Consider the following 24663-nt stretch of genomic DNA (forward strand, 5'->3'; position numbering starts at 1 on the left):
GTATAGGAAAGAAAAAGAAAAATTGCGTTCCGGGCGAGGTTTTGAGATACTATGGAATAGATTTCAGGAATTGAGGAGAACAAAATGACGCAAACTTGGCCATTTTTACATAATGCACAATCATTTATACAAGAGAATTGGAATGCTTCCGGCTTTCAAACGCCAACCCCTGTTCAAGAGCAGGCAGCCCAGCTGATCATAGACGGAAAGGATGTCATTGCAGAATCGCCGACAGGCACAGGGAAGACGCTGGCGTATGCGCTGCCGGTCTTGGAGCGGATCAAACCAGAGCAAAAGCATCCGCAGGCGGTGATTTTAGCGCCTTCCCGTGAGCTGGTCATGCAGATTTTTCAGGTGATTCAGGATTGGAAAGCGGGCTCAGAGCTGTGCGCGGCTTCCTTAATCGGCGGGGCGAATGTGAAGAAGCAGGTCGAAAAGCTGAAGAAACATCCGCATATCATCGTCGGCACGCCGGGCAGGGTGTTTGAACTGATTAAAGCGAAGAAACTCAAAATGCATGAAGTGAAAACGATTGTACTTGATGAAGCGGATCAGCTTATCCTGCCGGAGCATCGCGAGACGATCAAACAAATTATTAAAACGACATTAAGAGACCGCCAGCTTCTATGTTTCTCTGCCACGCTTAAAAAGGAAACAGAGGATGTGCTCCGCGAATTGGCGCAAGAGCCTGAGGTGTTGAAGGTGCAGCGAAGCAAGGCGGAGGCAGGGAAAGTGAAGCATCAATACCTGATTTGCGACCAGCGCGACAAAGTGAAGCTGCTGCAAAAGCTGTCTAGACTTCAAGGCATGCAGGCACTCGTATTTGTGAGAGACATCGGCAACCTGAGTGTATATGCGGAAAAACTGGCATATCACCACGTTGAACTCGGCGTTTTGCACAGTGAAGCGAAAAAAATGGAGCGGGCAAAAATCATTGCCGCATTCGAAGACGGAGAGTTTCCTCTTTTATTGGCGACTGACATTGCCGCACGCGGTTTAGACATTGAAAACCTGCCATACGTGATTCATGCTGATATTCCTGATGAAGATGGCTATGTCCACAGATCAGGACGAACAGGCCGGGCCGGAAAAGAAGGCAACGTGCTGAGCCTTGTGACGAAATTGGAGGAATCAAAGCTGAAAAAAATGGCGAAGAAGCTTGGTGTTGAACTGAGTGAAGCTGTGTATGCAGGCGGAAAACTGAAGACGAAATAAAAAGAAGGGCGAAGAGCCCTTTTTTTGTTGTAAAATAATAGAAAAGATTTTGCGCGGAGGTGGGAAAATGTCTTCAATAGACAGGTTTCAAGTAATGCAGGAGCCAGAGCTGAAAATCCTTGAACACTGGTTTGAGAATGAGGATACCAGGCGGAGAATGGAAGGGATGCTGCCATTAGATGAGTGGTATGCACGAGTAAATAAAGATAAACACGATACTGTCATCATGGCGTATGATGGACAGCTGCCGGCAGGGATGGTCGTTATTGAGTTCGGAGAGGAGCGGACGTATATTGGATTGATCGTCAATCCTTTGTACCGGCTTCAAGGGTACGGAAAACGGATACTGCAAAAGCTGATGACCGAACCTGATTTTACTAGCGTGCGAGAATGGGTGGCATGCATTGAAGAAGACAATCGAATCAGTTTAGCTTGCTTTCAAGCAGCAGGATTCACTTTAGAAGACACGGAACCTGATGAAGATGGTTTTCTTACGCTGATTCTTCGCAACTGATCTCATCGAAACACAAAAGGAGGGCAAAAAGCCCTCCCGTTTTCATCTTCATTCAGCTCGGATCACTGACCTTGATCAGCTGTTTCCCTTTATTTTCTCCCTTAAATAAACCGAGAAACGCGTCAGGAATGTTTTCGAAGCCTTCTGTGATGGTTTCCTCGTAATGGAGTTTACCAGCCTTCAGCCATTCGGCCAGCTGTTTTGCTCCCTCAGAAAAACGATCGGAGTAGTCGCTTACGATAAAGCCTTGCATCAGCGACTTCGTTTTAATGAGTTTTGATTGGACACGAGGGCCCATGTCATCTGCTTCGCTTTTTGCGTTATAGGAAGAAATGGCGCCGCACACCGGAATGCGGGCAAATTCATTGAGCAGATTCATCACCGCGTCTGAAATCGGTCCGCCGACATTGTCAAAATACACATCGACACCGTCAGGACAAGCGTTTTGAAGCGCTTTTTGGATATCATCCGCTGTTTTGTAATTGATGGCTTCGTCAAACTGAAGCTCCTGTTTTAAATAGTCGATTTTTTCATCAGAGCCCGCGATGCCGACGACTCGCGCGCCTTTGATTTTGGCAATTTGCCCGACTGTTGAACCGACGGCTCCAGCAGCTCCGGAGACAACCACGGTTTCGCCTTCCTTCGGGCGTCCGATGTCCAGCAATCCGAAGTATGCTGTTAAGCCGGTCATTCCCAAAATGCCGAGATAGGCCGAAGCGGGAGCAAGGCTTGTATCAATTTTTCGCAAGGCAGACTCGCTCACAGCGGAAAATTCCTGCCAGCTGAGATTTCCGATGACGATATCGCCTTTTTTCAGATGATTCCCGTCTGACACAACTTCAGCGATAACCCCGCCAGAAAGCGCTTTATCCAAGGCGAACGGCTCAACATATGACTTCGTATCCTGCATACGGCCGCGCATATAAGGGTCAACCGATACATAAAGCGTTTTGACAAGCACTTCCCCTTGCTTGGGTTCAGGAACCGGAATGGTTTCAAAGCGAAAGTCTTCATGAACAGGAATACCTTGTGGACGTCTTGCTAATTGAATTTGCTGCTGAGATGCTGTCATTTTCATCCTCCTATCACTTGGTTGACACCACTGTAACATGGACAGGAGAGGAAATACAAAAGGTAAGCTGGCATACAAAAAAGGAGAGGGGGCTCCTCTCCTTTTCATTTCGCCCGTAATTTCGGGCACAGTCCCGTCGGCAGGCACATTGGCTTCTGGTCGATCGGGCTTCTCATGATGCAGCATTCCAAGCCGAAGACTTCACGGAAAAATGGCTGGGTGAACACATCTTCCGGTGTTCCGGCGTTGTATATTTTTCCGTCCAGCACACTGATTAGATAGTCAGCGTATTGAGCGGCTTGGTTTAAATCATGGAGCACCATGACAACGGTGCGGCCATGGTCGCGGTTCAGCTTTTTCAGCAGTTCAAGCACTTCAATCTGATGTGAGATGTCTAAATACGTGGTCGGCTCATCAAGCAAAAGCAAATCAGTGCCTTGCGCAAGTGCCATGGAAATCCAGGCTCTTTGTCTTTGGCCGCCTGAGAGGGCATCAAGTGTCCGATCCTTCAGTTCAATCATGCCCGTTGCTTCCAGCGCCCACTCTACCATGTCATGATCCTCTTGGGTATGCTTGGATAACAGCTTTTTGTGAGGATGTCTGCCAAAATAGCATAACTCCTCTACCGTCAATCCTTCAGGGGCCTGAGGAGATTGTGGAAGAATGGCCAGTTTTTTTGCGACTTCTTTTGATGGCTGGCGGTGGATGTCTTTTCCTTCTAGTAGCACTGTACCGCTTTTCGGGGCCATCAGCCTGGCGAGCGATTTGAGGATTGTTGATTTACCGCAGCCATTAGCGCCGATGAGCGCAGTGATTTTTCCTTCTTCTATCTTTAAGTCGACTCCGTCAATAATCACTGTACTGTCATATGAAAGAGTGAGCTGGTCTGCAGCCAGTTTTCCCATGGTATCCTCTCCCTACTGTTTCCTCGCTTCGAATTTCAATAAATATAAGAAATAAGGCGCGCCGATCACGGCTGTCAGTATTCCGGCAGGTATTTCAACCGGAGGCATGATGCCGCGCCCTAACGTATCTGCAATTAATAATATAATAGCACCAATCAATGCCGATGCAGGCAGTAAATATTTAGCTTTTTCTCCGGTAAGCCGTCTGGCGATATGCGGAGCAAGCAAGCCGATAAAACCGATTGAGCCGACGACGGCTACACAGCTTCCCGCCAGCGCCACCGCGGTGAAAATCAGGATGAATCTCAGCCGGTTTGCGTTTTCTCCGAGACCCTGTGCAAGCTCATCCCCGAGTGACATAAGATCCAGCTTCGGTATGAGTATGCAGACGATCGGAAAAAGAATCAAAAGCCATGGCGCAAGCAGCTTGACTTCTTCCCAGTTTCTTCCCCAGAGGCTTCCTGTCAGCCAAATGAGTGCAGCATTCACGTCGCCTGGAAACTTGACCATCATATATTGCATTCCGGCGTGGCAGACCGCGCCTAAAGCAATGCCTGATAAAGCCAGTGAAGAGGGCTGAATGCTCTTTTTTCGGGCTATCATTAATAATAGTACAGCAATAATGGCGGCTCCGGCAAATGCGGAGAACGGAAGCACGTATACCGGCGACTCAGGAAAGATGAGAATCACAGCCATCGCCGCAAGTCCGGAGCCTTTTGAAATGCCGACAACGTCTGGGGAAGCGAGCGGATTTCGGATCACACCCTGTAAAATCGCTCCGGCAGCGGCAAGCCCAGCACCGGCCAAAATCGCTAATATGATGCGGGGCAGACGATATTGCTGGATGATAAATTCAAAGGAATGATCCAATCCCAGCAGATTCGTCACTACCGCATCAGGTGAAATGTATAATGCACCGATTCCAATGCTGATGACGGACAGAACGATCAAAATCACGGCCAATATGAGTATCGCCAGCAAGGGGCGTTTTTGTTTTCTGGTTGTTTTCTTCATTTCAGATGTCGCCCTTTCCTTGCCAAATATAAGAAAAACGGCGTTCCGATAATCGCGGTGACAATGCCGACCGGTGATTCATAAGGAAATGCAATCCATCTGGCCAGAACATCTGCGTACACCAGCAAAATGGCACCGAACAGTGCCGAAAACGGAAGCACGTATTGATAATGTTCTCCGATCAGCTTGCGGACAATATGCGGGACGAGCAGCCCGACAAAGCCAATCGGCCCGGCGACGGCTACGGAAGCGCCGGAAAGGATTAAAATAATCAAACTGATCAGAATCCGGATGCCGTTCATATTTTGTCCAAGCCCTTTTGCTGTTTCGTCTCCGAGACCGAGAACAGAAACAGAACCGGAAAATACGAGGGCAAGCCCGATGCCAATGACAGAAAACGGAGCGATGGTTATGACGTCCTGCCAGTTGCTGCCGTCGATTGCGCCTGTCATCCAGTACAGAACATCCTCACCTGACTCATTTAAAATAATGATGGCCTGTGTCATAGAGGAGAGGAACAAGTGCACGGCCATTCCTGACAGCGCCAGCTTGACAGGTGTCATTCCGCCGGATGAGGCAATCATATACACAATCGCGCCGCCTGCTGCCGCACCCGCAAAAGCGAATATAACAGATGAATAGGGCGATGCCGGCAGAATGACGAGAGAAGCAACGACAAAAAGCGATGCACCCGCATTCACACCGAAAATTTGGGGTGAAGCCAGAGGGTTTCTGGTCATAGCCTGCATCAGCGCCCCTGCTACAGCTAGGCTGGCGCCGACAAAAACGCCGATTAATGTGCGGGGAAGGCGAAGAGTAGAGATGATGAGCTGTTCCTTTGAACCGTCCCATACAAAAAGATATTTCAATGAATCTATGATGCCGATGTCTGAGGCTCCTACTGAAAGATTCAGCCCAAGCCCAAATATAAAAATAATCAGTGCAATGATGAACATCATCAGTCTTGATGATGAGCGCCGTTTGGCTGATTGATACAACAGTCTCACTTCCTTACTGCGTCTGGTTGCAAAAACGAAGAAGCAAGGATTCCCCTCGCTTCTCATTTGTCCTATTTATTATACACTTTTTTAAGCACATCTTTGGCGCTTGTTTCACTAGACTTGATGCCTCTGAATCTTGTCCAAGTGTCACGGTCCGCATCATAGACTTGTCCATTTTTCACCGCTTTGAGATTTTTCCAGAGCGGGTTCGTTTTCCACTCATCTACAATGGTTTTGCCTTCGTTGGCTGAGATGAACAAAATATCAGGATCGATTTTGCTCAATTGCTCAAGGCTGACCTCTTGATAGGCGTTATCTGACTTCACAGCGTGTGTAAAGCCTAGCATTTTAAAGATTTCTCCGTCATAGGATGATGATGTATGAAGCTGGAAGGAATCCGCTCTTGCAACGCCGAGAACGATGTTGCGGTTTTCATCTTTCGGAAGTTCGGCTTTTAGATCGTTGATGACTTTTTTGTGCTCGGCAAGCTTTTCTTTTCCTTCATCTTCTTTATTTAATGCTTTAGCAATGGTCGTAAAGCTGTCGATCGTTTCGTCATATGTCGCTTCACGGCTTTTTAATTCAATCGTCGGGGCGATTTTTTTCAGCTGTTTATAAATGTTTTTATGGCGCTCAGCGTCAGCGATGATTAAATCAGGCTTCAAGGAACTGATGACCTCAAGATTGGGTTCGCTGCGTGTGCCTACAGATGTGTAATCAATGGAGCTGCCGACAAGCTTTTTAATCATATCTTTTTTGTTGTCATCGGCGATGCCCACCGGCGTAATGCCGAGATTGTGAACGGCATCCAAGAATGAAAGCTCAAGCACAACCACCCGCTTAGGTGTGCCGCTTACTGTCGTTTTTCCTTCTTCGTCATGGATCACTCTGGAATCCTTAGACTCGCTTTTGCCGCTTCCGTTGTTATTCTGGCTTGATGAACAGCCGGATACAATGAGGCAGGCGAGCAATAAAACACTCATGATGGCAATCAACTTGTTAGAATAGGTGCGCATGTCATTCTTCCTTTTTTCAGATTTAGTAATGAGAATCATTATCACATGTAACACTATAATAGCATGGCTTATCATGTCAATATTTTTTTAGTAAAGAAAGCTGCGTTTTTTACTGCTTTCTCATGAAAGCATCATCAGACACAAATAAGTGGTATGAAGCGTTACCGTGTCTTCGAGACAAAAACGCATGGGCGTTGGCTTTAGAGGTTTCGAACATATCAGCAGTGACATAAGGAAGGAGAGTGCTGAGATAACCGGACAATTTCTTTTCTATTTCATCTGTTAGTGCAAATTCAATGTCGCCGATATTCATGATAATCGAGAAAACAAAGTCGATATCGATATGAAAATGTTCCTCGGCAAAAACCGCAAGCTCGTGAATTCCTGGTGAACATCCGGCACGCTTATGGAAAATCTGTTTGACTAAATCACTCACAATCCAAGCATTGTATTGCTGTTCTGGTGAAAAGTATTGCATTAGACATACCTCCTGCTCGTACGGATAAAGGCAGCGTTTCATGGTCGTGTGCTCCGTGCAGCGGCTTCTCCTTAATTTTGATTTTTCTGAAAATAGGTTCCGTTCCTATCACTTTACCATGGACGGAAAACAAATAGCTACTACCATTCCTCCTGTTTTTCTCTTTAATGTTCTGGAATCTGTTTCAGGTACAGACGATCGGGTATGAAAGAAATATAGAAAACATGAAGGAGGAATATCGACATGAAACCAGTTGTAAAAGAGTATACAAATGACGAACAGCTCATGAAGGATGTAGAGGAATTGCAGAAAATGGGTGTTGCGAAAGAGGATGTATACGTCTTAGCTCACGACGATGACAGAACGGAACGCCTGGCAGACAACACGAACGCCAACACGATCGGAGCCAAAGAAACAGGTTTCAAGCACGCGGTGGGAAATATCTTCAATAAAAAAGGAGACGAGCTCCGCAATAAAATTCACGAAATCGGTTTTTCTGAAGATGAAGCCGCTCAATTTGAAAAACGCTTAGATGAAGGAAAAGTGCTTCTCTTTGTGACAGATAACGAAAAAGTGAAAGCTTGGGCATAAAGCAAGGAAAAAACCAAAAGGCCATGACGGCCTTTTGGTTTTTTTGCGGTCTTTGCGGTGGCATTTTGCAGAATGCCGCAATAGGATAGCGGAAAATTTTCGGTTCTGCATGTCCCTCAATTTGCTATTATATTTTTGTGATAAATTGGAATAAAATCTCACAAAATAGAAAATGGGGGTACATAGTGGATGAAAAAAGTGATGTTAGCTACGGCTTTGTTTTTAGGATTGACTCCAGCTGGCGCGAACGCAGCTGATTTAGGCCACCAGACGTTGGGATCCAATGATGGCTGGGGCGCGTACTCGACCGGCACGACAGGCGGATCAAAAGCATCGTCCTCAAATGTGTATACCGTCAGCAACAGAAACCAGCTTGTCTCGGCATTAGGGAAGGAAACGAACACAACGCCAAAAATCATTTATATCAAGGGAACGATTGACATGAACGTGGATGACAATCTGAAGCCGCTTGGCCTAAATGACTATAAAGATCCGGAGTATGATTTGGACAAATATTTGAAAGCCTATGATCCTAGCACATGGGGCAAAAAAGAGCCGTCGGGCACACAAGAAGAAGCGAGAGCACGCTCGCAGAAAAACCAAAAAGCACGGGTCATGGTCGATATTCCTGCAAACACGACGATCGTCGGTTCAGGGACTAACGCTAAAGTCGTGGGAGGAAACTTCCAAATCAAGAGTGATAACGTCATTATTCGCAACATTGAATTCCAGGATGCCTATGACTATTTTCCGCAATGGGATCCGACTGACGGAAGCTCAGGGAACTGGAACTCACAATACGACAACATCACGATAAACGGCGGCACACACATCTGGATTGATCACTGTACATTTAATGACGGTTCGCGTCCGGACAGCACATCACCGAAATATTATGGAAGAAAATATCAGCACCATGACGGCCAAACGGATGCTTCCAACGGTGCTAACTATATCACGATGTCCTACAACTATTATCACGATCATGATAAAAGCTCCATTTTCGGATCAAGTGACAGCAAAACCTCCGATGACGGCAAATTAAAAATTACGCTGCATCATAACCGCTATAAAAATATTGTCCAGCGCGCGCCGAGAGTCCGCTTCGGGCAAGTGCACGTATACAACAATTATTATGAAGGAAGCACAAGCTCTTCAAGTTATCCTTTCAGCTATGCATGGGGAATCGGAAAGTCATCTAAAATCTATGCCCAAAACAATGTCATTGACGTACCGGGACTCTCAGCTGCTAAAACGATCAGCGTATTCAGCGGGGGAACGGCTTTATATGACTCCGGCACGTTGCTGAACGGCACACAGATCAACGCATCGGCTGCAAACGGGCTGAGCTCTTCTGTCGGCTGGACGCCGTCTCTGCATGGGGCGATTGATGCTTCTGCTAATGTAAAATCAAATGTTATAAATCAAGCGGGTGCGGGTAAATTAAATTAAGAAAGTGAAAAACACAAAGGGTGCTAACCTTTGTGTTTTTTAATTAATTAAAATGTTTATTAACTTAGTTAAGGAGTAGAATGGAAAAGGGGATCGGAAAACAAGTATATAGGAGGAGACCTATTTATGGCTTCAGAAAAAGACGCAGGAAAACAGTCAGCAGTAAAGCTTGTTCCATTGCTTATTACTGTCGCTGTGGGACTAATCATCTGGTTTATTCCCGCTCCGTCCGGACTTGAACCTAAAGCTTGGCATTTGTTTGCGATTTTTGTCGCGACAATTATCGGCTTTATCTCCAAGCCCTTGCCAATGGGTGCAATTGCAATTTTTGCATTGGCGGTTACTGCACTAACTGGAACACTATCAATTGAGGATACATTAAGCGGATTTGGGAATAAGACCATTTGGCTTATCGTTATCGCATTCTTTATTTCCCGGGGATTTATCAAAACCGGGCTCGGTGCGAGAATTTCGTATGTATTCGTTCAGAAATTCGGGAAAAAAACCCTTGGACTTTCTTATTCACTGTTATTCAGTGATTTAATACTTTCACCTGCTATTCCAAGTAATACGGCGCGTGCAGGAGGCATTATATTTCCTATTATCAGATCATTATCCGAAACATTCGGATCAAGCCCGGCAAATGGAACAGAGAGAAAAATCGGTGCATTCTTATTAAAAACCGGTTTTCAGGGGAATCTGATCACATCTGCTATGTTCCTGACAGCGATGGCGGCGAACCCGCTGATTGCCAAGCTGGCCCATGATGTCGCAGGGGTGGACTTAACATGGACAAGCTGGGCAATTGCCGCGATTGTGCCGGGACTTGTAAGCTTAATCATCACGCCGCTTGTGATTTACAAGCTGTATCCGCCGGAAATCAAAGAAACACCGGATGCGGCGAAAATCGCAACAGAAAAACTGAAAGAAATGGGACCGTTCAAAAAATCGGAGCTTTCCATGGTTATCGTGTTTCTTTTGGTGCTTGTGCTGTGGATTTTTGGCGGCAGCTTCAACATCGACGCAACCACAACCGCATTGATCGGTTTGGCCGTTCTCTTATTATCACAAGTTCTGACTTGGGATGATATCAAGAAAGAACAGGGCGCTTGGGATACGCTCACTTGGTTTGCGGCGCTTGTCATGCTCGCCAACTTCTTGAATGAATTAGGCATGGTGTCTTGGTTCAGTAATGCCATGAAATCATCCGTATCAGGGTTCTCTTGGATTGTGGCATTCATCATTTTAATTGTTGTGTATTATTACTCTCACTATTTCTTTGCAAGTGCGACAGCCCACATCAGTGCGATGTATTCAGCATTTTTGGCTGTCGTCGTGGCAGCGGGCGCACCGCCGCTTTTAGCAGCGCTGAGCCTCGCGTTCATCAGTAACCTGTTCGGGTCAACGACTCACTACGGTTCTGGAGCGGCTCCGGTCTTCTTCGGAGCAGGCTACATCCCGCAAGGCAAATGGTGGTCCATCGGATTTATCCTGTCGATTGTTCATATCATCGTATGGCTTGTGATCGGCGGATTATGGTGGAAAGTACTAGGAATATGGTAGAAAGAAAAAGGCAGACGCGGTCTGCCTTTTTTTTATTTTCACTCCTTCGCAAGAAAACGGATTTTGAAAAATGAGAAAATTTCCTGTGAAAAATGGTATGATCTAGGTAGAAAGGACGGCTGGTGCTGTGGTGAAAAAGCGGTTCCATTTTTCCCTGCAAACAAAAATAATGGGGCTGATTGCGGCTCTGCTGGTCTTTGTCATTGGTGTGCTGACCATTACGTTAGCCGTTCAGCATACACAGGGAGAACGGAGACAGGCAGAGCAGCTGGCGGTTCAAACGGCGAGAACCATTTCCTATATGCCGCCGGTTAAAGAGCTCATTGAGAGAAAAGACGGACATGCGGCTCAGACGCAAGAGGTCATTGAACAAATGAAAGAACAGACTGGCGCGTTTGCCATTTATGTTTTGGACGAAAAAGGAGACATTCGCAGCGCCTCTGGAAAAAGCGGATTAAAGAAACTGGAGCGCAGCAGAGAAATTTTGTTTGGCGGTTCGTATGTTTCTGAAACAAAAGCGGATGGACGAAGAGTGATCAGAGGGAGCGCGCCGATTATAAAAGAACAGAAGGGATACAGCCAAGTGATCGGCAGCGTATCTGTTGATTTTCTGCAAACGGAGACAGAGCAAAGCATCAAAAAGCATTTGAGAAATTTGAGTGTGATTGCTGTGCTTGTACTGCTGCTCGGATTTATTGGCGCCGCCGTGCTGGCGAAAAGCATCAGAAAGGATACGCTTGGGCTTGAACCGCATGAGATCGCGGCTCTATATCGTGAGAGGAACGCAATGCTTTTCGCGATTCGAGAAGGGATTATTGCCACCAATCGTGAAGGCGTCGTCACCATGATGAACGTATCGGCGGCCGAGATGCTGAAGCTGCCCGAGCCTGTGACCCATCTTCCTATAGATGACGTCATGCCGGGAGCAGGGCTGATGTCTGTGCTTGAAAAAGGAGAAATGCTGCCGAACCAGGAAGTAAGCGTCAACGATCAAGTGTTTATTATCAATACGAAAGTGATGAATCAAGGCGGGCAGGCATATGGGATTGTCGTCAGCTTCAGGGAGAAAACAGAGCTGAAGAAGCTGATCGACACATTGACAGAGGTTCGCAAATATTCTGAGGATCTCAGGGCGCAGACTCATGAATTTTCAAATAAGCTTTATGCGATTTTAGGGCTGCTTGAACTTGGGGAGTATGATGAAGCCATTGATCTGATAAAAGAGGAATATGCGATACAAAATGAACAGCATGATCTTTTATTCCATAACATCCATTCGCAGCAGGTGCAGGCCATTTTGTTAGGGAAAATAAGCAAGGCATCGGAAAAGAAGGTCAAGCTGGTGATTGATGAGAACAGCTCACTCGCGCCTCTTCCTGCGCATATCGGCTTGTCCCATCTTATTACGATTATTGGCAATTTAATTGATAACGCTTTCGAAGCTGTAGCGGAGCAAAGCGTGAAGGAAGTTTTGTTTTTTATCACGGATATGGGCCATGACATTGTCATTGAAGTATCAGACACAGGGCCCGGTGTGCCGCCAGAGAAAATAGAAGCTGTGTTTGAGAGAGGCTATTCTTCAAAGGGGATGAGGAGAGGCTACGGTCTGGCCAATGTGAAAGACTCAGTGCGTGAACTGGGCGGCTGGATCGAACTGGCGAATCAAAAAACTGGCGGGGCGGTATTCACTGTGTTTATACCGAAGGAGAAACAAAGGGGGAATCCATTTGATTCACATCGCGATTGCGGAGGATGATTTTCGAGTTGCGCAAATCCATGAGAGATTGATTAAACAGCTTGATGGATTCAAGATTATCGGCAAGGCGGCTAACGCAAAAGAGACATTGGCGCTTTTGAAGGAACACAAGGCTGATTTGCTTCTGCTGGATATTTATATGCCGGACGAGCTTGGGACCGCGTTGATTCCTGATATACGAAGCCGATTTCCTGAAGTGGACATTATGATTATCACAGCGGCAACAGAAACCCGTCATTTGCAGGAAGCGCTAAGGGCGGGAATTGCCCACTATTTGATCAAACCCGTAACAGCTGACAAGTTCAGGCAGGTGCTGCTTCAGTATAAAGAAAAAAGGAAGCTGCTCATGTCTCAGCCGGAGGTCAGCCAATCCATGATCGACCATATTTTTGGGAACAGTGTGAAGACAGCTTTGCCGGCAGAGAATTTGCCGACTGGCATTAATTCGATTACACTGCGAAAAATTAAGGAAGCGCTTCAGACTGCGTCAGAAGGATTGACAGCGGAGGAACTTGGGGAAAAAATGGGGGCGTCACGAACAACTGCCCGCCGTTATGCCGAGTACCTTGTGTCAAAGGAAGAAGCAAGAGCCGAGCTTGAATACGGAATTATCGGCAGGCCGGAGAGAAAATATTATTTGGCGGCGGATTAGATATGAAAAAATCTATAATCCTATTGATTATTCTATTGATCTTTACTCAGGGTGATATCAGGCAGGCGGCTGCGCCGCGCCTGCCGGACGGGCCGATAGAAATTGTCGTCCCTGCCGAACCTTCTGGCGGCTGGGATGTCACAGCGCAGGCGATCCAATCAGTTTTGAGGCAGAAGCAGATCGTGAAGGATGATGTTCATATCGTCTATAAATCCGGCGGCGGGGGAGAGAAAGGCTGGAAATATGTCAACAAAAGCAGCAAACAAACCATCAGCATGACGTCCAGCTTAATATTGAGCAATGATCTTCTCGGGCAAAGCAAATTAAAAATGGCCGATTTTACGCCGCTCGCCATTCTCTCCAAGGAATGGCAGACGGTTGCATTGCCAAAAGGATCAGCGTTAACAAATGGCAAGGATGTGCTGAATGAGATCAACATGCATCCCGGCAAGGTGAGAATCGGCTTTGCCCCGGGGTTTGGCAATGATGATCAGCTCTCGTTCGTCAGAGCGGCAGATATGTACGGCATTGACCCGTTTGACATTCAATTCTCACAGTATGACAGCAGCGAACAGCTCATTCAGGCGCTGATCAGACATGAGATAGAAGCGGCTTCCATGACCCTTTCTGAAGCGAAACCATATGAACGAAACGGCGATATCACGTTAGCCGCTGTAACATCTGATAAAAGACTTCCCGGTTTTCCAAATGTACCGACGTGGAAGGAGCAGGGAATCCCGTTTGTTTTTTCTCATTGGAGAGGGATTTTGGGCCCGAAAAATATGTCTGAGGAAGAGATTTCTTACTGGGATCAAGCGCTAAAGAAGGTCACCTCTTCACCTGAATGGAAGCGGAAAATAAACGAACAGGACTGGGAAAGCTTTTATTTAAACAGCAGGGAAACGAAACGGTTTTTAGAAGAGCAATCCGCTTTTTATCAAAGCATCATGACAGGAAATTAAGATCCCGGCATCCCGGGATTTTTTTCATGCCGAAAATTGATCAAAAAGAACAAAACGGTTTTAAAAAATTAAAAATACAAAAAAACCAAATTATTTACTTGCGGTTGGTTTTCCCATACGATGGCAAAAAGGCAAGACAAAAAGGGGAGTAAGGGAGAAAAAATGTAAGCGGATTCATTTAAGGGGGAATGGATGTGTTAGCAATCTTAGGCTTTCTCATGATGCTTGTGTTTATGGCATTGATCATGACAAAACGGCTTTCTGTTTTAACAGCATTAGTTTTGACGCCGATTGTGTTTGCGCTTATCGCCGGATTTGGATTTACTGAAGTTGGGGACATGATGATTTCGGGGATTCAGCAAGTCGCGCCGACTGCGGTCATGATTATGTTTGCGATCTTATATTTTGGAATTATGATTGATACAGGCCTGTTTGATCCAATGGTTGGCAAAATTTTAAGCATGGTCAAAGGAGACCCTTTAAAAATTGTTGTCGGGACAGCGGTCCTTACAATGCTCGTCGCCTTGGACGGAGATGGCTCGACAACGTACATGATTACGACAAGCGCCATGCTTCCGCTCTATTTGCTGCTAGGCATCCGGCCAATTATCTTGGCAGGAATCGCGGGAGTCGGCATGGGAATCATGAACACGATTCCATGGGGCGGTGCGACGCCGAGGGCGGCGAGTGCGCTGGGGGTTGATCCAGCTGAGCTTACAGGGCCGATGATTCCTGTCATTGCAAGCGGGATGCTTTGTATGGTGGCAGTTGCGTATGTGCTTGGAAAAGCGGAACGAAAGCGCCTTGGTGTGATTGAACTGAAACAGCCAGCCAATGCCAATGAACCGGCTGCTGCGGTTGAAGATGAGTGGAAGCGGCCGAAGCTTTGGTGGTTCAATTTATTGTTAACGCTTTCTTTAATAGGATGTTTAGTATCGGGTAAAGTCAGTTTAACCGTACTGTTTGTCATTGCGTTTTGTATTGCGCTGATTGTGAATTATCCCAATCTCGAGCATCAGAGACAGCGCATCGCGGCGCATTCCAGCAACGTGCTGGCTATCGGTTCAATGATTTTTGCCGCGGGGGTGTTCACGGGGATTTTGACAGGCACGAAAATGGTTGATGAAATGGCGATCTCGCTCGTGTCCATGATACCGGAACAAATGGGCGGATTGATCCCAGCGATTGTTGCCTTAACAAGCGGCATTTTCACATTCTTGATGCCGAATGACGCGTATTTCTACGGGGTGCTGCCGATTTTATCAGAAACAGCTGTCGCATACGGTGTGGATAAAGTGGAAATTGCCAGAGCCTCTATTATCGGCCAGCCGATTCATATGCTGAGTCCGCTTGTGCCATCCACTCATTTGCTTGTCGGGCTCGTCGGAGTTTCTATTGATGACCATCAAAAATTCGCATTGAAATGGGCGGTTCTCGCAGTGATCGTCATGACGGCTATCGCTCTATTGATCGGTGCGATCTCTATTTCCGTATGATAATTCAGGCGTAATGACACACACTAACGGCATATAACATTCCGGAGGTGTCATTATGAGTGATCCTTATATGCCGCTGACTTCAGTCAGAAGCGGAACGGGGTTCGAAGCGGCAAAAGGGGTGCACGGCCTGACTGTGCAAATTGCGAATGTCTATTTTATTCAGCTGCCTTCTGAACCTCACTCATTTGTTTTAATTGATGCCGGCATGCCTCAAGCAGCCGGCATGATTGTCAATGAAGCCAAACAAAGATTCGGTGAAGGGTTTCAGCTGAAGGCGATTATCCTCACACACGGGCACTTTGACCATATTGGGGCAATCGAAGAGATCCTTGAGCATTGGGATGTGCCTGTTTATGTCCATTCTCGGGAAATGCCTTATGTAACAGGTAAAGAGGATTATCCTCCGGCTCGTCCTGACAGCAAGAGCGGGCTGGTCGCTAAGCTGTCGCCGCTGTTTCCGCGGCACTCCATCGATATTTCCTCACATGTCCAGGCACTGCCGGAAGACGGTTCAGTCCCTTTTCTTGACGAGTGGATGTGGATCGCGACACCAGGACACACGCCGGGCCATATTTCGTTATTCCGCGATGACGGCCGCGTGCTTGTAGCAGGTGATGCTGTTATTACAGTGGAACAGGAGAAAATGGCTGACGTCTTGATACAAAAACAGGAGCTTCACGGGCCGCCGGCTTATTTCACGCCTGACACAGAGACGGCCGCGGAGTCCATTCTAAAGCTGGCCGGTCTTGAACCGGAAGCGTTATTGACAGGGCACGGCATACCGATGACCGGCAAAAACTTTCGAAGTGACTTAACTGAATTGGCAAATCGGTTATCGTCTATTTGACACCCGCACCACGCGGGTGTTTTTTATTGTTTTCCAGGAAGTTGCAGAAAAATCATTTGTCTTGCCGCTTAAAAACGATACAATGAAAAGCATGAAGTGATGTGAAGGGGAGAGTTTGTTGGAAGAAAAAGAAATACTCTGGAACGAAGCGAAAGCGTTTATTGCCGCATGCTATCAGGAATTGGGAAAGGAGGAGGAAGTGAAAGACCGTCTCGAGGACATTAAAAGTGAAATTGACCTGACCGGAAGCTATGTACATACGAAGGAAGAGCTGGAGCACGGAGCGAAAATGGCTTGGAGAAACAGCAACCGCTGCATCGGCAGATTGTTCTGGAATTCGCTGAATGTTATTGACAGACGAGACGTCCGGACGAAGGAGGAAGTGCGTGACGCCCTCTTTCACCATATTGAAACCGCCACCAATAACGGGAAAATCAGACCGACCATTACGATTTTCCCTCCGGAAGAGAAGGGTGAAAAGCAAGTCGAGATCTGGAATCATCAGCTGATCCGGTACGCTGGATATGAGTCAGACGGAGAAAGAATCGGCGACCCGGCTTCCTGTTCCCTGACAGCAGCCTGCGAAGAGCTCGGCTGGCGCGGAGAACGAACGGATTTTGACCTGCTGCCGCTCATTTTTCGCATGAAAGGCGACGAACAGCCTGTCTGGTATGAGCTGCCGCGTTCACTTGTGATCGAGGTTCCAATCACACATCCGGACATCGAGGCGTTTTCTGATTTGGAGCTGAAGTGGTACGGCGTGCCTATCATCTCTGATATGAAGCTTGAGGTCGGGGGCATTCATTATAATGCCGCGCCATTTAACGGCTGGTATATGGGCACGGAGATCGGAGCGAGAAACCTCGCAGATGAAAAGCGGTACGACAAGCTGAAAAAAGTAGCGTCCGTGATCGGCATCGCCGCTGATTACAATACGGATTTATGGAAGGATCAAGCGCTAGTTGAATTGAATAAAGCTGTGCTGCACTCGTATAAAAAGCAGGGTGTCAGCATCGTTGACCATCATACAGCGGCAAGCCAGTTTAAACGGTTTGAAGAACAGGAGGAAGAAGCGGGCAGAAAGCTGACGGGGGACTGGACGTGGCTGATTCCGCCAATTTCACCCGCTGCCACTCATATCTTCCACCGATCCTATGATAACTCAATCGTTAAGCCGAACTATTTTTATCAAGATAAGCCTTATGAGTAAACACTAGAAAATCGATGATGGCCTTCAAGGCTGCGGGATTCAGTCACAGAGATGTCGGTAACCTTTGAGAAAGGGCTTCCGTTCTTTACAGCCTCAACAAACGATTGCAGGGCGTTTTCCGGACCCTCTGCCAAAATCTCGACACGCCCGTCATCACGGTTTTTGACCCAGCCGGCCAGTTTTCGCTTATCAGCTTCCATTTGAACAAAATAGCGAAAGCCCACACCTTGAACCCGGCCGTCTACAATGATTCGGTATTGAAGCATGTAAAAACCACCTTTTCTTTTTATGATAATCAATCATTTTACAACCTGTAAAGGGGATGTGTTTGTATGAAACCAGAGCGCTATTCAGTTCTTTCTCTTAATCTGGGAAAACCGCAGACGCTTGAATATGACGGAAAGAAAATCGATACCGGCATCATGAAGCGTCCGGCTGAATCAGCCGTCATGCTGTATCGGGAGAATTTTGAAGGAGACGGACAGGCGGACCTCGTCAACCACGGCGGACCTGATAAGGCTGTCTGTGTCTACCCGGCGGAGCATTATCCGTTTTGGGAAGAGTTCCTCTCAAGACCGCTGTCAAATGCCGCATTTGGAGAAAATCTGACGGTCGCGGGCCTGACTGAGGAGAATGTTTGCATCGGGGATGTGTTCAGGCTTGATGAAGCTGTTGTTCAGGTCAGCCAGCCGCGCCAGCCGTGTGTAAAGCTGGCGAAAAAGTTTGGTGTAAAAGAAATGGTGCTGAAGGTCCAGCAAACCGGCTATACAGGGTTTTATTTTCGCGTGCTGGAGGAGGGCAGGGTGTCTCCCGGCGCGAACCTTGAATTGCTGTCCAGAGGAGAGAAGGGCATATCCGTCCAGTTCGCCAACCGCATCAACTACCATGATGCAAAAAATCTCACCGCCATTGAACGGATTTTAAGTGAGGCTGCACTATCGGAAAGCTGGAGAGCGTCCTTTATGAAAAAAAAGGACAGGCTGCTGCCGGTTGAATAGAAAAAAGCCGCGCATATCAACGTGCGCGGCTTTGCCATATTTAAGATTGTTTTTTCTTTGTTTCAAGCAGGTTGGCAAGAAAATAGGTTTTATAGCTTTGAAGCTTTCTTCCCTCATGGTGCGTGATCCCCTGCTTTTTTAGTTCTGCCACATACCAGCCTTTACTGCCGTAATGCATGTCAGAAAACTCCTTTCCCTATCTGATTTCGAAACGATTGGCATTGTAACATCTATAAAAAGATGCTGAAAAGAGATGCGGGGAAAACTGAGCCTTTCGAACTAGATGTGCGAATGTTCTTCTGTATGTATATGCGGAGCAAAAGCCGAATATGATTTAATGGCCGGTTAGTTTGATCATGACAACGCCAAATGTCATAATGGCGAAAACAATGCCGATATATGTGAGCATCCCGTTTTTTTTCTTAACGCCGTAAACGGTTATAATGATGCCTTCAATGAAAAAAATGATGCCGAAAATAATAAACCACATGCAGATAAAGGCTCCTTTCACAGACATAATAGTAGTGTAGCATATCTGAAAGAGCCGGGCTGTGATAATATCAAGAAAGCCGGGCGCATATCGCCCGGCTCATGTTTTATTGTTTATCAACCAATTTGACCAGAAGCTGTGCCAAATGTTCTTTCTCATCTTCGTCTGCAACGCTCCAAAGCTCTTGCAGCAGCATTTCTTCACCGTTTTGCGGCTCTTCATGCTTTGCGAGATAGTCTCCCAGGATCGCAGCGCTTTTCACAAGCTTGCCGTCATCCAATCCCAGCTTTTTGCCTCGGTTGACTTGTTTTTTCAGGTAGCCTTTAAATTCATCAAAGTCTTTTAAAATGTCTTCTTTTATTGTGCCATGCATCGCGTTCATTTCGTTTTCAATTTGGATTTTTTCTTGATCTCTGTTCATTGCAAGACCTCCTCGTGCAGAATAATGATGTTTTACCTGCTAATGGAGGAGGTTAAACCTGCCGGAAGCCCGGAATGTGTTTTACAGTTTCGTCAGGATAATCGGTTCATCTTTTGTGATGACGATCGTGTGTTCAACTTGGGCAACCATGCTTTTATCCGGCGTCTTGAACGTCCAGCCGTCTCCAGCTTCAACAATCGTTTCTGCTTTCGTTGAAATAAACGGTTCAAGCGCGATGACTGTGCCATTTTTGAACAGTGCGTTATCAAACGGATCATAATAGTTCATGATGTGATTCGGCGATTCATGCAGGCTTCGGCCGATTCCGTGGCCGGTCAGGGTTTTGATGACGGTAAAGCCTTGAGAGCGTGCTTCATGATAAACGGCTCTTCCGATCTGGTTTTGGCGCTTGCCCGCTTTTGCCTGCTGAAGCCCCTTTTGAAAAGCGTTTTCCGCGCATTGGCAAAGCTTATGAAGGCGTTCTTCTCCTTCACCGAGCACAAATGAGATGCCTGTGTCGGAATAGAAGCCGCCAAATTCAGCGGAGATGTCGATGTTGACAAGGTCCCCTGCTTTTAAAATTTTGGATGTGCTTGGTATGCCGTGAGCCACTTCATCATTTACGCTGATGCATGTCACGCCTGGAAAATCGTATTCCTTCTCAGGAGCTGAAACGGCGCCATGCTCATCAAGCACAGCTTTTCCGATAAGGTCAAGGTCTTTTGTGCTCATGCCGGGCTCTGCCTTCCGCTTCATTTCTTCACGCGCAAGCGCGACGATTCTTCCGATTTTTTTCAGGCCTTCTAATTCTTGATCGTTTGTTACAATCATCTGTCATTCCCGCTTTCTTTTTAAATAATCTAGATTAAGCTTACCACAACTGTCTTAAAAATAGGAAACACACGGACCTGGGAAAAAAGAAATACCCCCGGGAAAATTGGTATAGATCACTAGATATCTTATGTGGTATATTTGAAAAAAAAGGGTATGAGGGGGATGGGTATGCTTTCATTTTTACAAAAACTCGGGAAGTCATTTATGCTCCCGATTGCAGTTCTGCCTGCGGTTGGAATTATCCTTGCGCTTGGCAGAGAGGATGTATTTAATATCCCGTTTGTCTATCAGGCGGGGACGGCGGTTTTTGATCATCTGCCGCTTATTTTTGCGATCGGAATTGCCATCGGCATTTCAAAAGACAGCAATGGGGCAGCGGGTTTATCAGGGGCGATATCGTATCTGATGCTTGACGCGGCAACAAAGACAATTGATAAAACAAATAACATGGCGGTGTTTGGGGGAATTATTGCCGGTTTAATTGCCGGTTACACCTATAACCGCTTCAAGGATACCAAGCTGCCTGAATATCTCGGGTTCTTCAGTGGCAGACGGCTTGTGCCGATTTTAACAGCCATTATTACGATCATTTTAGCGGGCATATTCGGAGTCGTCTGGCCGCCGATTCAATCGTGTATAAACTCATTTGGAGAGTGGATGCTGGGGCTCGGCGGCATCGGGGCAGGCATATTCGGCCTATTCAACAGGCTGTTAATTCCGCTTGGCCTTCACCATGTGCTGAACAATATTTTTTGGTTCCAATTCGGGGAATATAACGGAGTGACAGGGGATCTGGCGCGCTTTTTCGCGAAAGATCCGACAGCGGGCACATATATGACCGGATTCTTCCCAATCATGATGTTCGGTCTTCCGGCGGCGTGTCTGGCTATGGTTGTGACTGCGAAGCCGTCTAAACGGAAAGCGACGGCTGGGATGATGATTGGGTTTGCTTTAACGGCGTTTATCACAGGGATTACGGAGCCGATTGAGTTTGCATTTATGTTTTTATCTCCGCTTTTATACGCTGTTCACGCGGTCTTAACCGGGTTATCTTTATTTATCGTCAACTGGCTCGGCATCCGCTCAGGCTTCTCTTTTTCAGCCGGAGCTATCGATTATGTGCTCAGCTATGGAATCGCGGAAAAACCGCTGCTTCTGCTTTTGGTAGGTATATGCTATGCGGCAGTATACTTTATCGTGTTTTATGTACTGATTAAGGCTTTGAATTTAAAAACGCCTGGACGGGAAGACGATGATGTAGATGAAGTGCTGGATGAAAATACTGTTCAGGATGTAAATGAAAACATCATGCTGAAAGGGCTCGGCGGAAAAGAAAACCTTCAAACCATTGATCATTGCGCCACAAGGCTGCGACTGACTGTGAAGGATACCGCTTTGGTGGATGAAGCGCTGCTAAAGAAAGCAGGCGCAAAAGGGGTTGTCAAATCAGGGGGGCAATCGGTTCAAGTCATTATTGGCCCGAATGTGGAATTTGCGGCGGAAGAATTGAGGGCTGCTGTCAAATAAAAAAGCGGAGAGGTTGCCCTCTCCGCTTTTTCTTATTTATCTTCGTTATCCTTTGACGTTTCGGAAGAATCTTCGTCATGTTTTGTGTAATCATAATCAGAAGGATTCACCTTCTTAAAACCTTTCGGCTCGTAGAACCGCAGCAGGTCTCCGTTTATGATTTTATCGGACATTTCAAGTTCCTTCTTGACGAGCGAGTCTTCTGACTTGTCGACTTCGGATTCATCGAGTTCTTTTCCGGTTTTCGTGTCGTAATACTTACCGGATATTTTCGTGTACTTCGGTGAAATAAAGTCTCCGTTTCGGAACGGAATCACTTCACGGTGTTCTTTCGATAAAATATCAGAACCGGACATCAGATAGTCCTTCGTATCCACTCCGAGCAGATGCAGAATGGTAGGAGCCACATCAACGTCTCCGGCATATTTATGAACTTTCTCGCCCTTCACGCCGGCAGCGTGGATAAAGAGCGGCACCCGTTGAAGCTGGGCATTGTCGTAATCAGTGATTTCATCTTTGCCAAGCACTTTCGCCATCGCTTTATTGTGGTTTTCAGAGATGCCGTAGTGGTCTCCGTACATCACAATAATCGATTTATCATATAACCCGTCTTTTTTCAGATCATTGAAGAATTGTTCAATGGACTGATCAAGGTAATGGGCTGACTGGAAGTAGTTATCGACGACAGAGTCACCAAAGTCTCCAGCCGGGAAGTCTGTATCCCCCTCATCCATTCCGAATGGGAAGTGGTTAGACAGGGTAATGAACTTCGTATAGAACGGCTGCGGCAGGCTTTCCAGCAGCGGCATTGATTCTTTGAAGAACGGTTTGTCTTTCATGCCGTAGTTTTTCGTGTTTTCTTCGTTCATGTCATAGTAAGCAGAATCAAAGAATTTATCAATGCCTTCCGCCTTGTACATTTCGTTACGGTTCCAGAACGTCTGCGTGTTCCCGTGGAAAGTAGCAGATGTGTAATTCTTAGACTTCAGAATCGCCGGAACGGATTGCAGCGTGTTTTGCGCTTTGTTTACGAAAACTGAACCTTGAGCCAGCGGGTACAGAGAGTTTTCCATCATAAATTCAGCATCAGATGTTTTACCTTGTCCCGTTTGGTGGAAAAAGTTATCAAAGTAGAACGTTTCGTTATCATGTGCCAGTTTATTTAAGAACGGTGTCACTTCTTTGCCGTCAATTTTATAGTCGATGATAAATGACTGCAAAGATTCAAGTGAAACGTAAATGACGTTTTTTCCTTCCGCTTTGCCGAAATACACGTTATTCGGCACATCGTAATTGGCTTTCATGTAGTTTTCCACTTCCGTCACGTCGCTGGAATCGGCAAGCGCGCGCTGGCTGTTGGACTTGATATTCTGTACAGCGTCATAAATCGTGAAATTGTATGTTCCCAAGTATTTCACAAGATAGTTCCGGTCGAATGATCTTGTCAGCAATTCAGGACGGTCTGATTCCGCAACTGCCAGGTTGATCAAGAACACAAGAATTGAAGACGCAAAAATAATTCGGAACGATTTTTTGCTTGACGTTTCGGCAGGCTTGTTTACTTTGATCGCCAAGATGATCAGGATGATCGTATCGATAAAGTAAAAGGCGTCAGTCGGTCTCATCAGCGAAAATGCGCTGTCTCCGAGTTGGCCGCCGTTTGTTTTAGCCTGCATAATGACCGGAATTGTAATAAAATCATTGAAAAATCTGTAGTACACAATGTTGGCGTACAGTAAAAAAGACATTAAAAAATGAATCACTATAATGGCTGTCTGCTGTAATTTTTTCTTGAACAAGAGTCCAAAGCCAAGAAAGAACAAGCTTGAGCTAAGAGGATTCACAAAAAGCAATATTTTTTGTATCGTGTTGTCTATTCCTAAGTTGAAGTTCAGGACATAACCGACATACGTTTTGATCCATAACAGGACGACCGCGATTAAGAAGAAGGCCAGTCCTCTTTCTTTTATAAATGTTTTCATTGTTACACTCCTTTTTTCCGATCCAGTTCGAGCGAAACGATAGAAAAAACGAACGTATCCAATATAACACGAATCAGCAGATTAGAAAAGTGAAAATCGTATGAGGGAGAAAGTGGCGAAAAACGCCGTCGAATCAACGTTTCGCTTTGATATTACCAAATGTAAAACAAGGTATCTTTCTAGAAATAGAGGAATAAAATGGTACATTGGGAATTGTATGATAAAATATAAGGTATAGATAAAAAGAGGTGAAATGATGGATTTTTCCCATATTGTGTCTGAAGATAAAATTAAGCGCGCCATCAAAGACGGGGACTTTCAAAACCTCCCGGGAATGGGGAAGCCGCTGCCGAAGGATGACGCGGCACACTTGCCGGAATCGCTGCGCATGGGCTATCGTATTTTGAAAAACGCGGGAATGGCAGAGGACGAGGGCGCGCTCAAAAAAGAGCTTATGACCATCGACCATTTAATCGAAAAGTGCTATGACGAAAAAGAACGCGAGCAATTAATCAGAAAAAAATCTGAAAAGCAATTGCTGCTTGATAAGCTTGTCGACAAAAAAGGCATGTTTTCAAAGCCAGCATCCGCTTTTTATAAGAATAAAGTATATGACCGGCTTGGACGAAACAGACCTTCTTCCAGCTGATTTGTCTGATCTGCA

The 24663-nt window shown here is 46.3% G+C and carries 28 protein-coding genes; 16 read left to right on the top strand and 12 right to left on the bottom strand.

The genetic code is table 11. From position 1 onward, the window contains the following. Nucleotides 1-84 precede the first annotated feature (84 nt). Complete coding sequence (locus tag NSU05_RS03970; protein WP_038428592.1) at nt 85-1215, top strand: DEAD/DEAH box helicase; 1131 nt, start codon at nt 85-87, stop codon at nt 1213-1215. A 67-nt stretch (nt 1216-1282) separates the two neighbouring features. Next, on the top strand, nt 1283-1729 hold the full coding sequence (locus NSU05_RS03975; RefSeq protein ID WP_038428593.1) for a GNAT family N-acetyltransferase: 447 nt from the start codon (nt 1283-1285) through the stop codon (nt 1727-1729). Between the two features lie 52 nt (nt 1730-1781). On the opposite strand, the gene NSU05_RS03980 is transcribed toward NSU05_RS03975, so the two are convergent. From NSU05_RS03980 to NSU05_RS04005, 6 genes are all read right to left on the bottom strand, one after another. Continuing rightward, nucleotides 1782-2801 carry an NADP-dependent oxidoreductase gene (locus NSU05_RS03980; RefSeq protein WP_033883243.1) on the bottom strand — a complete coding sequence of 340 codons (1020 nt, stop codon included), beginning with the start codon at nt 2799-2801 and terminating at the stop codon, nt 1782-1784. Nucleotides 2802-2905: 104 nt separating this feature from the next. After that, nucleotides 2906-3706, bottom strand: coding sequence for a Fe(3+)-citrate ABC transporter ATP-binding protein YfmF (yfmF, locus tag NSU05_RS03985; protein WP_003233737.1), 801 nt, complete (start codon nt 3704-3706; stop codon nt 2906-2908). 12 nt (nt 3707-3718) lie between these two features. Continuing rightward, the gene (gene yfmE / locus NSU05_RS03990; protein WP_003243506.1) at nt 3719-4720 is read right to left on the bottom strand and encodes a Fe(3+)-citrate ABC transporter permease YfmE; all 1002 of its coding nucleotides are present in this window, start codon (nt 4718-4720) and stop codon (nt 3719-3721) included. Further along, nucleotides 4717-5718: a Fe(3+) dicitrate ABC transporter permease FecD gene (gene fecD, locus NSU05_RS03995; protein WP_033883245.1), complete on the bottom strand. Its 1002-nt coding sequence runs from the start codon at nt 5716-5718 to the stop codon at nt 4717-4719. The genes yfmE and fecD overlap by 4 nt, the downstream gene beginning before the upstream one ends. A 71-nt stretch (nt 5719-5789) precedes the next feature. Continuing rightward, nucleotides 5790-6737 carry a Fe(3+)-citrate ABC transporter substrate-binding protein YfmC gene (gene yfmC, locus NSU05_RS04000; RefSeq protein ID WP_003243996.1) on the bottom strand — a complete coding sequence of 316 codons (948 nt, stop codon included), beginning with the start codon at nt 6735-6737 and terminating at the stop codon, nt 5790-5792. A 109-nt stretch (nt 6738-6846) separates the two neighbouring features. Next, a complete protein-coding gene (locus NSU05_RS04005) occupies nt 6847-7215 on the bottom strand; it encodes a YfmB family protein (protein WP_015252572.1) in 369 nt (122 codons plus the stop codon). A 243-nt stretch (nt 7216-7458) separates the two neighbouring features. Between NSU05_RS04005 and NSU05_RS04010 the strand changes: the two genes are divergently transcribed. The 10 genes from NSU05_RS04010 to nosA all read left to right on the top strand — a co-directional run bounded on the left by NSU05_RS04010 (nt 7459) and on the right by nosA (nt 17747). Continuing rightward, nucleotides 7459-7806, top strand: coding sequence for a general stress protein (locus NSU05_RS04010; protein ID WP_003233729.1), 348 nt, complete (start codon nt 7459-7461; stop codon nt 7804-7806). A 189-nt stretch (nt 7807-7995) separates the two neighbouring features. Continuing rightward, nucleotides 7996-9258 carry a pectate lyase gene (locus NSU05_RS04015; RefSeq protein WP_038428594.1) on the top strand — a complete coding sequence of 421 codons (1263 nt, stop codon included), beginning with the start codon at nt 7996-7998 and terminating at the stop codon, nt 9256-9258. A 126-nt stretch (nt 9259-9384) separates the two neighbouring features. Continuing rightward, complete coding sequence (locus NSU05_RS04020) at nt 9385-10821, top strand: anion permease (RefSeq protein WP_003233725.1); 1437 nt, start codon at nt 9385-9387, stop codon at nt 10819-10821. 127 nt (nt 10822-10948) lie between these two features. Continuing rightward, nucleotides 10949-12577 (top strand): two-component sensor histidine kinase CitS, encoded by a 1629-nt coding sequence (yflR, locus tag NSU05_RS04025; protein ID WP_038428595.1) that lies wholly within the window; start codon nt 10949-10951, stop codon nt 12575-12577. Beyond that, complete coding sequence (citT, locus tag NSU05_RS04030; protein WP_038428596.1) at nt 12549-13229, top strand: two-component response regulator CitT; 681 nt, start codon at nt 12549-12551, stop codon at nt 13227-13229. The genes yflR and citT overlap by 29 nt, the downstream gene beginning before the upstream one ends. A 2-nt stretch (nt 13230-13231) precedes the next feature. After that, nucleotides 13232-14191 carry a tripartite tricarboxylate transporter substrate binding protein gene (locus tag NSU05_RS04035; protein WP_038428598.1) on the top strand — a complete coding sequence of 320 codons (960 nt, stop codon included), beginning with the start codon at nt 13232-13234 and terminating at the stop codon, nt 14189-14191. Between the two features lie 26 nt (nt 14192-14217). Next, entirely contained in the window at nt 14218-14343 is a 126-nt protein-coding gene (locus tag NSU05_RS04040) for a hypothetical protein (RefSeq protein ID WP_003233716.1), read from the top strand. A gap of 42 nt (nt 14344-14385) precedes the next feature. Next, the gene (gene citM, locus NSU05_RS04045; RefSeq protein WP_003242978.1) at nt 14386-15687 is read left to right on the top strand and encodes a citrate transporter CitM; all 1302 of its coding nucleotides are present in this window, start codon (nt 14386-14388) and stop codon (nt 15685-15687) included. Nucleotides 15688-15742: 55 nt separating this feature from the next. Beyond that, entirely contained in the window at nt 15743-16537 is a 795-nt protein-coding gene (locus NSU05_RS04050) for an MBL fold metallo-hydrolase (protein ID WP_038428600.1), read from the top strand. Nucleotides 16538-16655: 118 nt separating this feature from the next. Continuing rightward, complete coding sequence (nosA, locus tag NSU05_RS04055; protein ID WP_003233711.1) at nt 16656-17747, top strand: nitric oxide synthase; 1092 nt, start codon at nt 16656-16658, stop codon at nt 17745-17747. Here the strand turns inward: nosA and NSU05_RS04060 are convergent. Next, entirely contained in the window at nt 17738-18013 is a 276-nt protein-coding gene (locus NSU05_RS04060; protein WP_038428601.1) for an acylphosphatase, read from the bottom strand. The two genes, nosA and NSU05_RS04060, sit on opposite strands and share 10 nt — an antisense overlap. Before the next feature lie 66 nt (nt 18014-18079). Here NSU05_RS04060 and NSU05_RS04065 point away from each other — a divergent pair, with 66 nt between their 5' ends. Then, the gene (locus NSU05_RS04065) at nt 18080-18745 is read left to right on the top strand and encodes an MOSC domain-containing protein (RefSeq protein ID WP_038428602.1); all 666 of its coding nucleotides are present in this window, start codon (nt 18080-18082) and stop codon (nt 18743-18745) included. Nucleotides 18746-18785: 40 nt separating this feature from the next. On the opposite strand, the gene NSU05_RS04070 is transcribed toward NSU05_RS04065, so the two are convergent. The 4 genes from NSU05_RS04070 to map all read right to left on the bottom strand — a co-directional run bounded on the left by NSU05_RS04070 (nt 18786) and on the right by map (nt 20487). Beyond that, entirely contained in the window at nt 18786-18923 is a 138-nt protein-coding gene (locus NSU05_RS04070; protein WP_003239885.1) for a YflJ family protein, read from the bottom strand. 156 nt (nt 18924-19079) lie between these two features. Continuing rightward, nucleotides 19080-19235: a hypothetical protein gene (locus NSU05_RS04075; RefSeq protein WP_032722995.1), complete on the bottom strand. Its 156-nt coding sequence runs from the start codon at nt 19233-19235 to the stop codon at nt 19080-19082. A gap of 106 nt (nt 19236-19341) precedes the next feature. Continuing rightward, a complete protein-coding gene (locus NSU05_RS04080; RefSeq protein ID WP_003233700.1) occupies nt 19342-19656 on the bottom strand; it encodes a DUF3243 domain-containing protein in 315 nt (104 codons plus the stop codon). An 81-nt stretch (nt 19657-19737) separates the two neighbouring features. Then, nucleotides 19738-20487: a type I methionyl aminopeptidase gene (gene map / locus NSU05_RS04085; protein ID WP_038428604.1), complete on the bottom strand. Its 750-nt coding sequence runs from the start codon at nt 20485-20487 to the stop codon at nt 19738-19740. A gap of 171 nt (nt 20488-20658) precedes the next feature. Here map and nagE point away from each other — a divergent pair, with 171 nt between their 5' ends. Then, a complete protein-coding gene (nagE, locus tag NSU05_RS04090; RefSeq protein WP_003243372.1) occupies nt 20659-22017 on the top strand; it encodes an N-acetylglucosamine-specific PTS transporter subunit IIBC in 1359 nt (452 codons plus the stop codon). A 32-nt stretch (nt 22018-22049) separates the two neighbouring features. Here nagE and ltaS read toward each other — a convergent pair whose 3' ends face one another. Next, entirely contained in the window at nt 22050-23999 is a 1950-nt protein-coding gene (gene ltaS / locus NSU05_RS04095) for a lipoteichoic acid synthase (RefSeq protein WP_003233694.1), read from the bottom strand. Between the two features lie 100 nt (nt 24000-24099). On the opposite strand from ltaS, the gene NSU05_RS04100 reads away from it, so the two are divergent. Next, nucleotides 24100-24237: a hypothetical protein gene (locus NSU05_RS04100; protein ID WP_082200928.1), complete on the top strand. Its 138-nt coding sequence runs from the start codon at nt 24100-24102 to the stop codon at nt 24235-24237. An 18-nt stretch (nt 24238-24255) separates the two neighbouring features. Continuing rightward, nucleotides 24256-24648 carry a DUF1992 domain-containing protein gene (locus tag NSU05_RS04105; protein ID WP_003233692.1) on the top strand — a complete coding sequence of 131 codons (393 nt, stop codon included), beginning with the start codon at nt 24256-24258 and terminating at the stop codon, nt 24646-24648. The last annotated feature ends 15 nt before the right edge of the window (nt 24649-24663 follow it).

The organism is Bacillus sp. EU52, from assembly GCF_037964975.1.
In the GTDB taxonomy this organism is placed as follows: Bacteria; Bacillota; Bacilli; order Bacillales; family Bacillaceae; genus Bacillus; species Bacillus subtilis.

Coding starts and splice junctions, on each gene's coding strand:
- ltaS (WP_003233694.1), bottom strand. CDS start 23,999: ATGAAAACATTTATAAAAGAAAGAGGACTGGCCTTCTTCTTAATCGCG.
- NSU05_RS04005 (WP_015252572.1), bottom strand. CDS start 7,215: ATGCAATACTTTTCACCAGAACAGCAATACAATGCTTGGATTGTGAGT.
- NSU05_RS04020 (WP_003233725.1), top strand. CDS start 9,385: ATGGCTTCAGAAAAAGACGCAGGAAAACAGTCAGCAGTAAAGCTTGTT.
- NSU05_RS04015 (WP_038428594.1), top strand. CDS start 7,996: ATGAAAAAAGTGATGTTAGCTACGGCTTTGTTTTTAGGATTGACTCCA.
- nagE (WP_003243372.1), top strand. CDS start 20,659: ATGCTTTCATTTTTACAAAAACTCGGGAAGTCATTTATGCTCCCGATT.
- NSU05_RS04070 (WP_003239885.1), bottom strand. CDS start 18,923: ATGCATTACGGCAGTAAAGGCTGGTATGTGGCAGAACTAAAAAAGCAG.
- NSU05_RS04040 (WP_003233716.1), top strand. CDS start 14,218: ATGCCGAAAATTGATCAAAAAGAACAAAACGGTTTTAAAAAATTAAAA.
- NSU05_RS04065 (WP_038428602.1), top strand. CDS start 18,080: ATGAAACCAGAGCGCTATTCAGTTCTTTCTCTTAATCTGGGAAAACCG.
- NSU05_RS04035 (WP_038428598.1), top strand. CDS start 13,232: ATGAAAAAATCTATAATCCTATTGATTATTCTATTGATCTTTACTCAG.
- NSU05_RS03970 (WP_038428592.1), top strand. CDS start 85: ATGACGCAAACTTGGCCATTTTTACATAATGCACAATCATTTATACAA.
- NSU05_RS04050 (WP_038428600.1), top strand. CDS start 15,743: ATGAGTGATCCTTATATGCCGCTGACTTCAGTCAGAAGCGGAACGGGG.
- NSU05_RS03975 (WP_038428593.1), top strand. CDS start 1,283: ATGTCTTCAATAGACAGGTTTCAAGTAATGCAGGAGCCAGAGCTGAAA.
- NSU05_RS04080 (WP_003233700.1), bottom strand. CDS start 19,656: ATGAACAGAGATCAAGAAAAAATCCAAATTGAAAACGAAATGAACGCG.
- yfmF (WP_003233737.1), bottom strand. CDS start 3,706: ATGGGAAAACTGGCTGCAGACCAGCTCACTCTTTCATATGACAGTACA.
- NSU05_RS04010 (WP_003233729.1), top strand. CDS start 7,459: ATGAAACCAGTTGTAAAAGAGTATACAAATGACGAACAGCTCATGAAG.
- map (WP_038428604.1), bottom strand. CDS start 20,487: ATGATTGTAACAAACGATCAAGAATTAGAAGGCCTGAAAAAAATCGGA.
- NSU05_RS04105 (WP_003233692.1), top strand. CDS start 24,256: ATGGATTTTTCCCATATTGTGTCTGAAGATAAAATTAAGCGCGCCATC.
- yfmC (WP_003243996.1), bottom strand. CDS start 6,737: ATGCGCACCTATTCTAACAAGTTGATTGCCATCATGAGTGTTTTATTG.
- NSU05_RS04075 (WP_032722995.1), bottom strand. CDS start 19,235: ATGTGGTTTATTATTTTCGGCATCATTTTTTTCATTGAAGGCATCATT.
- NSU05_RS04060 (WP_038428601.1), bottom strand. CDS start 18,013: ATGCTTCAATACCGAATCATTGTAGACGGCCGGGTTCAAGGTGTGGGC.
- NSU05_RS04100 (WP_082200928.1), top strand. CDS start 24,100: ATGAGGGAGAAAGTGGCGAAAAACGCCGTCGAATCAACGTTTCGCTTT.
- yfmE (WP_003243506.1), bottom strand. CDS start 4,720: ATGAAGAAAACAACCAGAAAACAAAAACGCCCCTTGCTGGCGATACTC.
- NSU05_RS03980 (WP_033883243.1), bottom strand. CDS start 2,801: ATGACAGCATCTCAGCAGCAAATTCAATTAGCAAGACGTCCACAAGGT.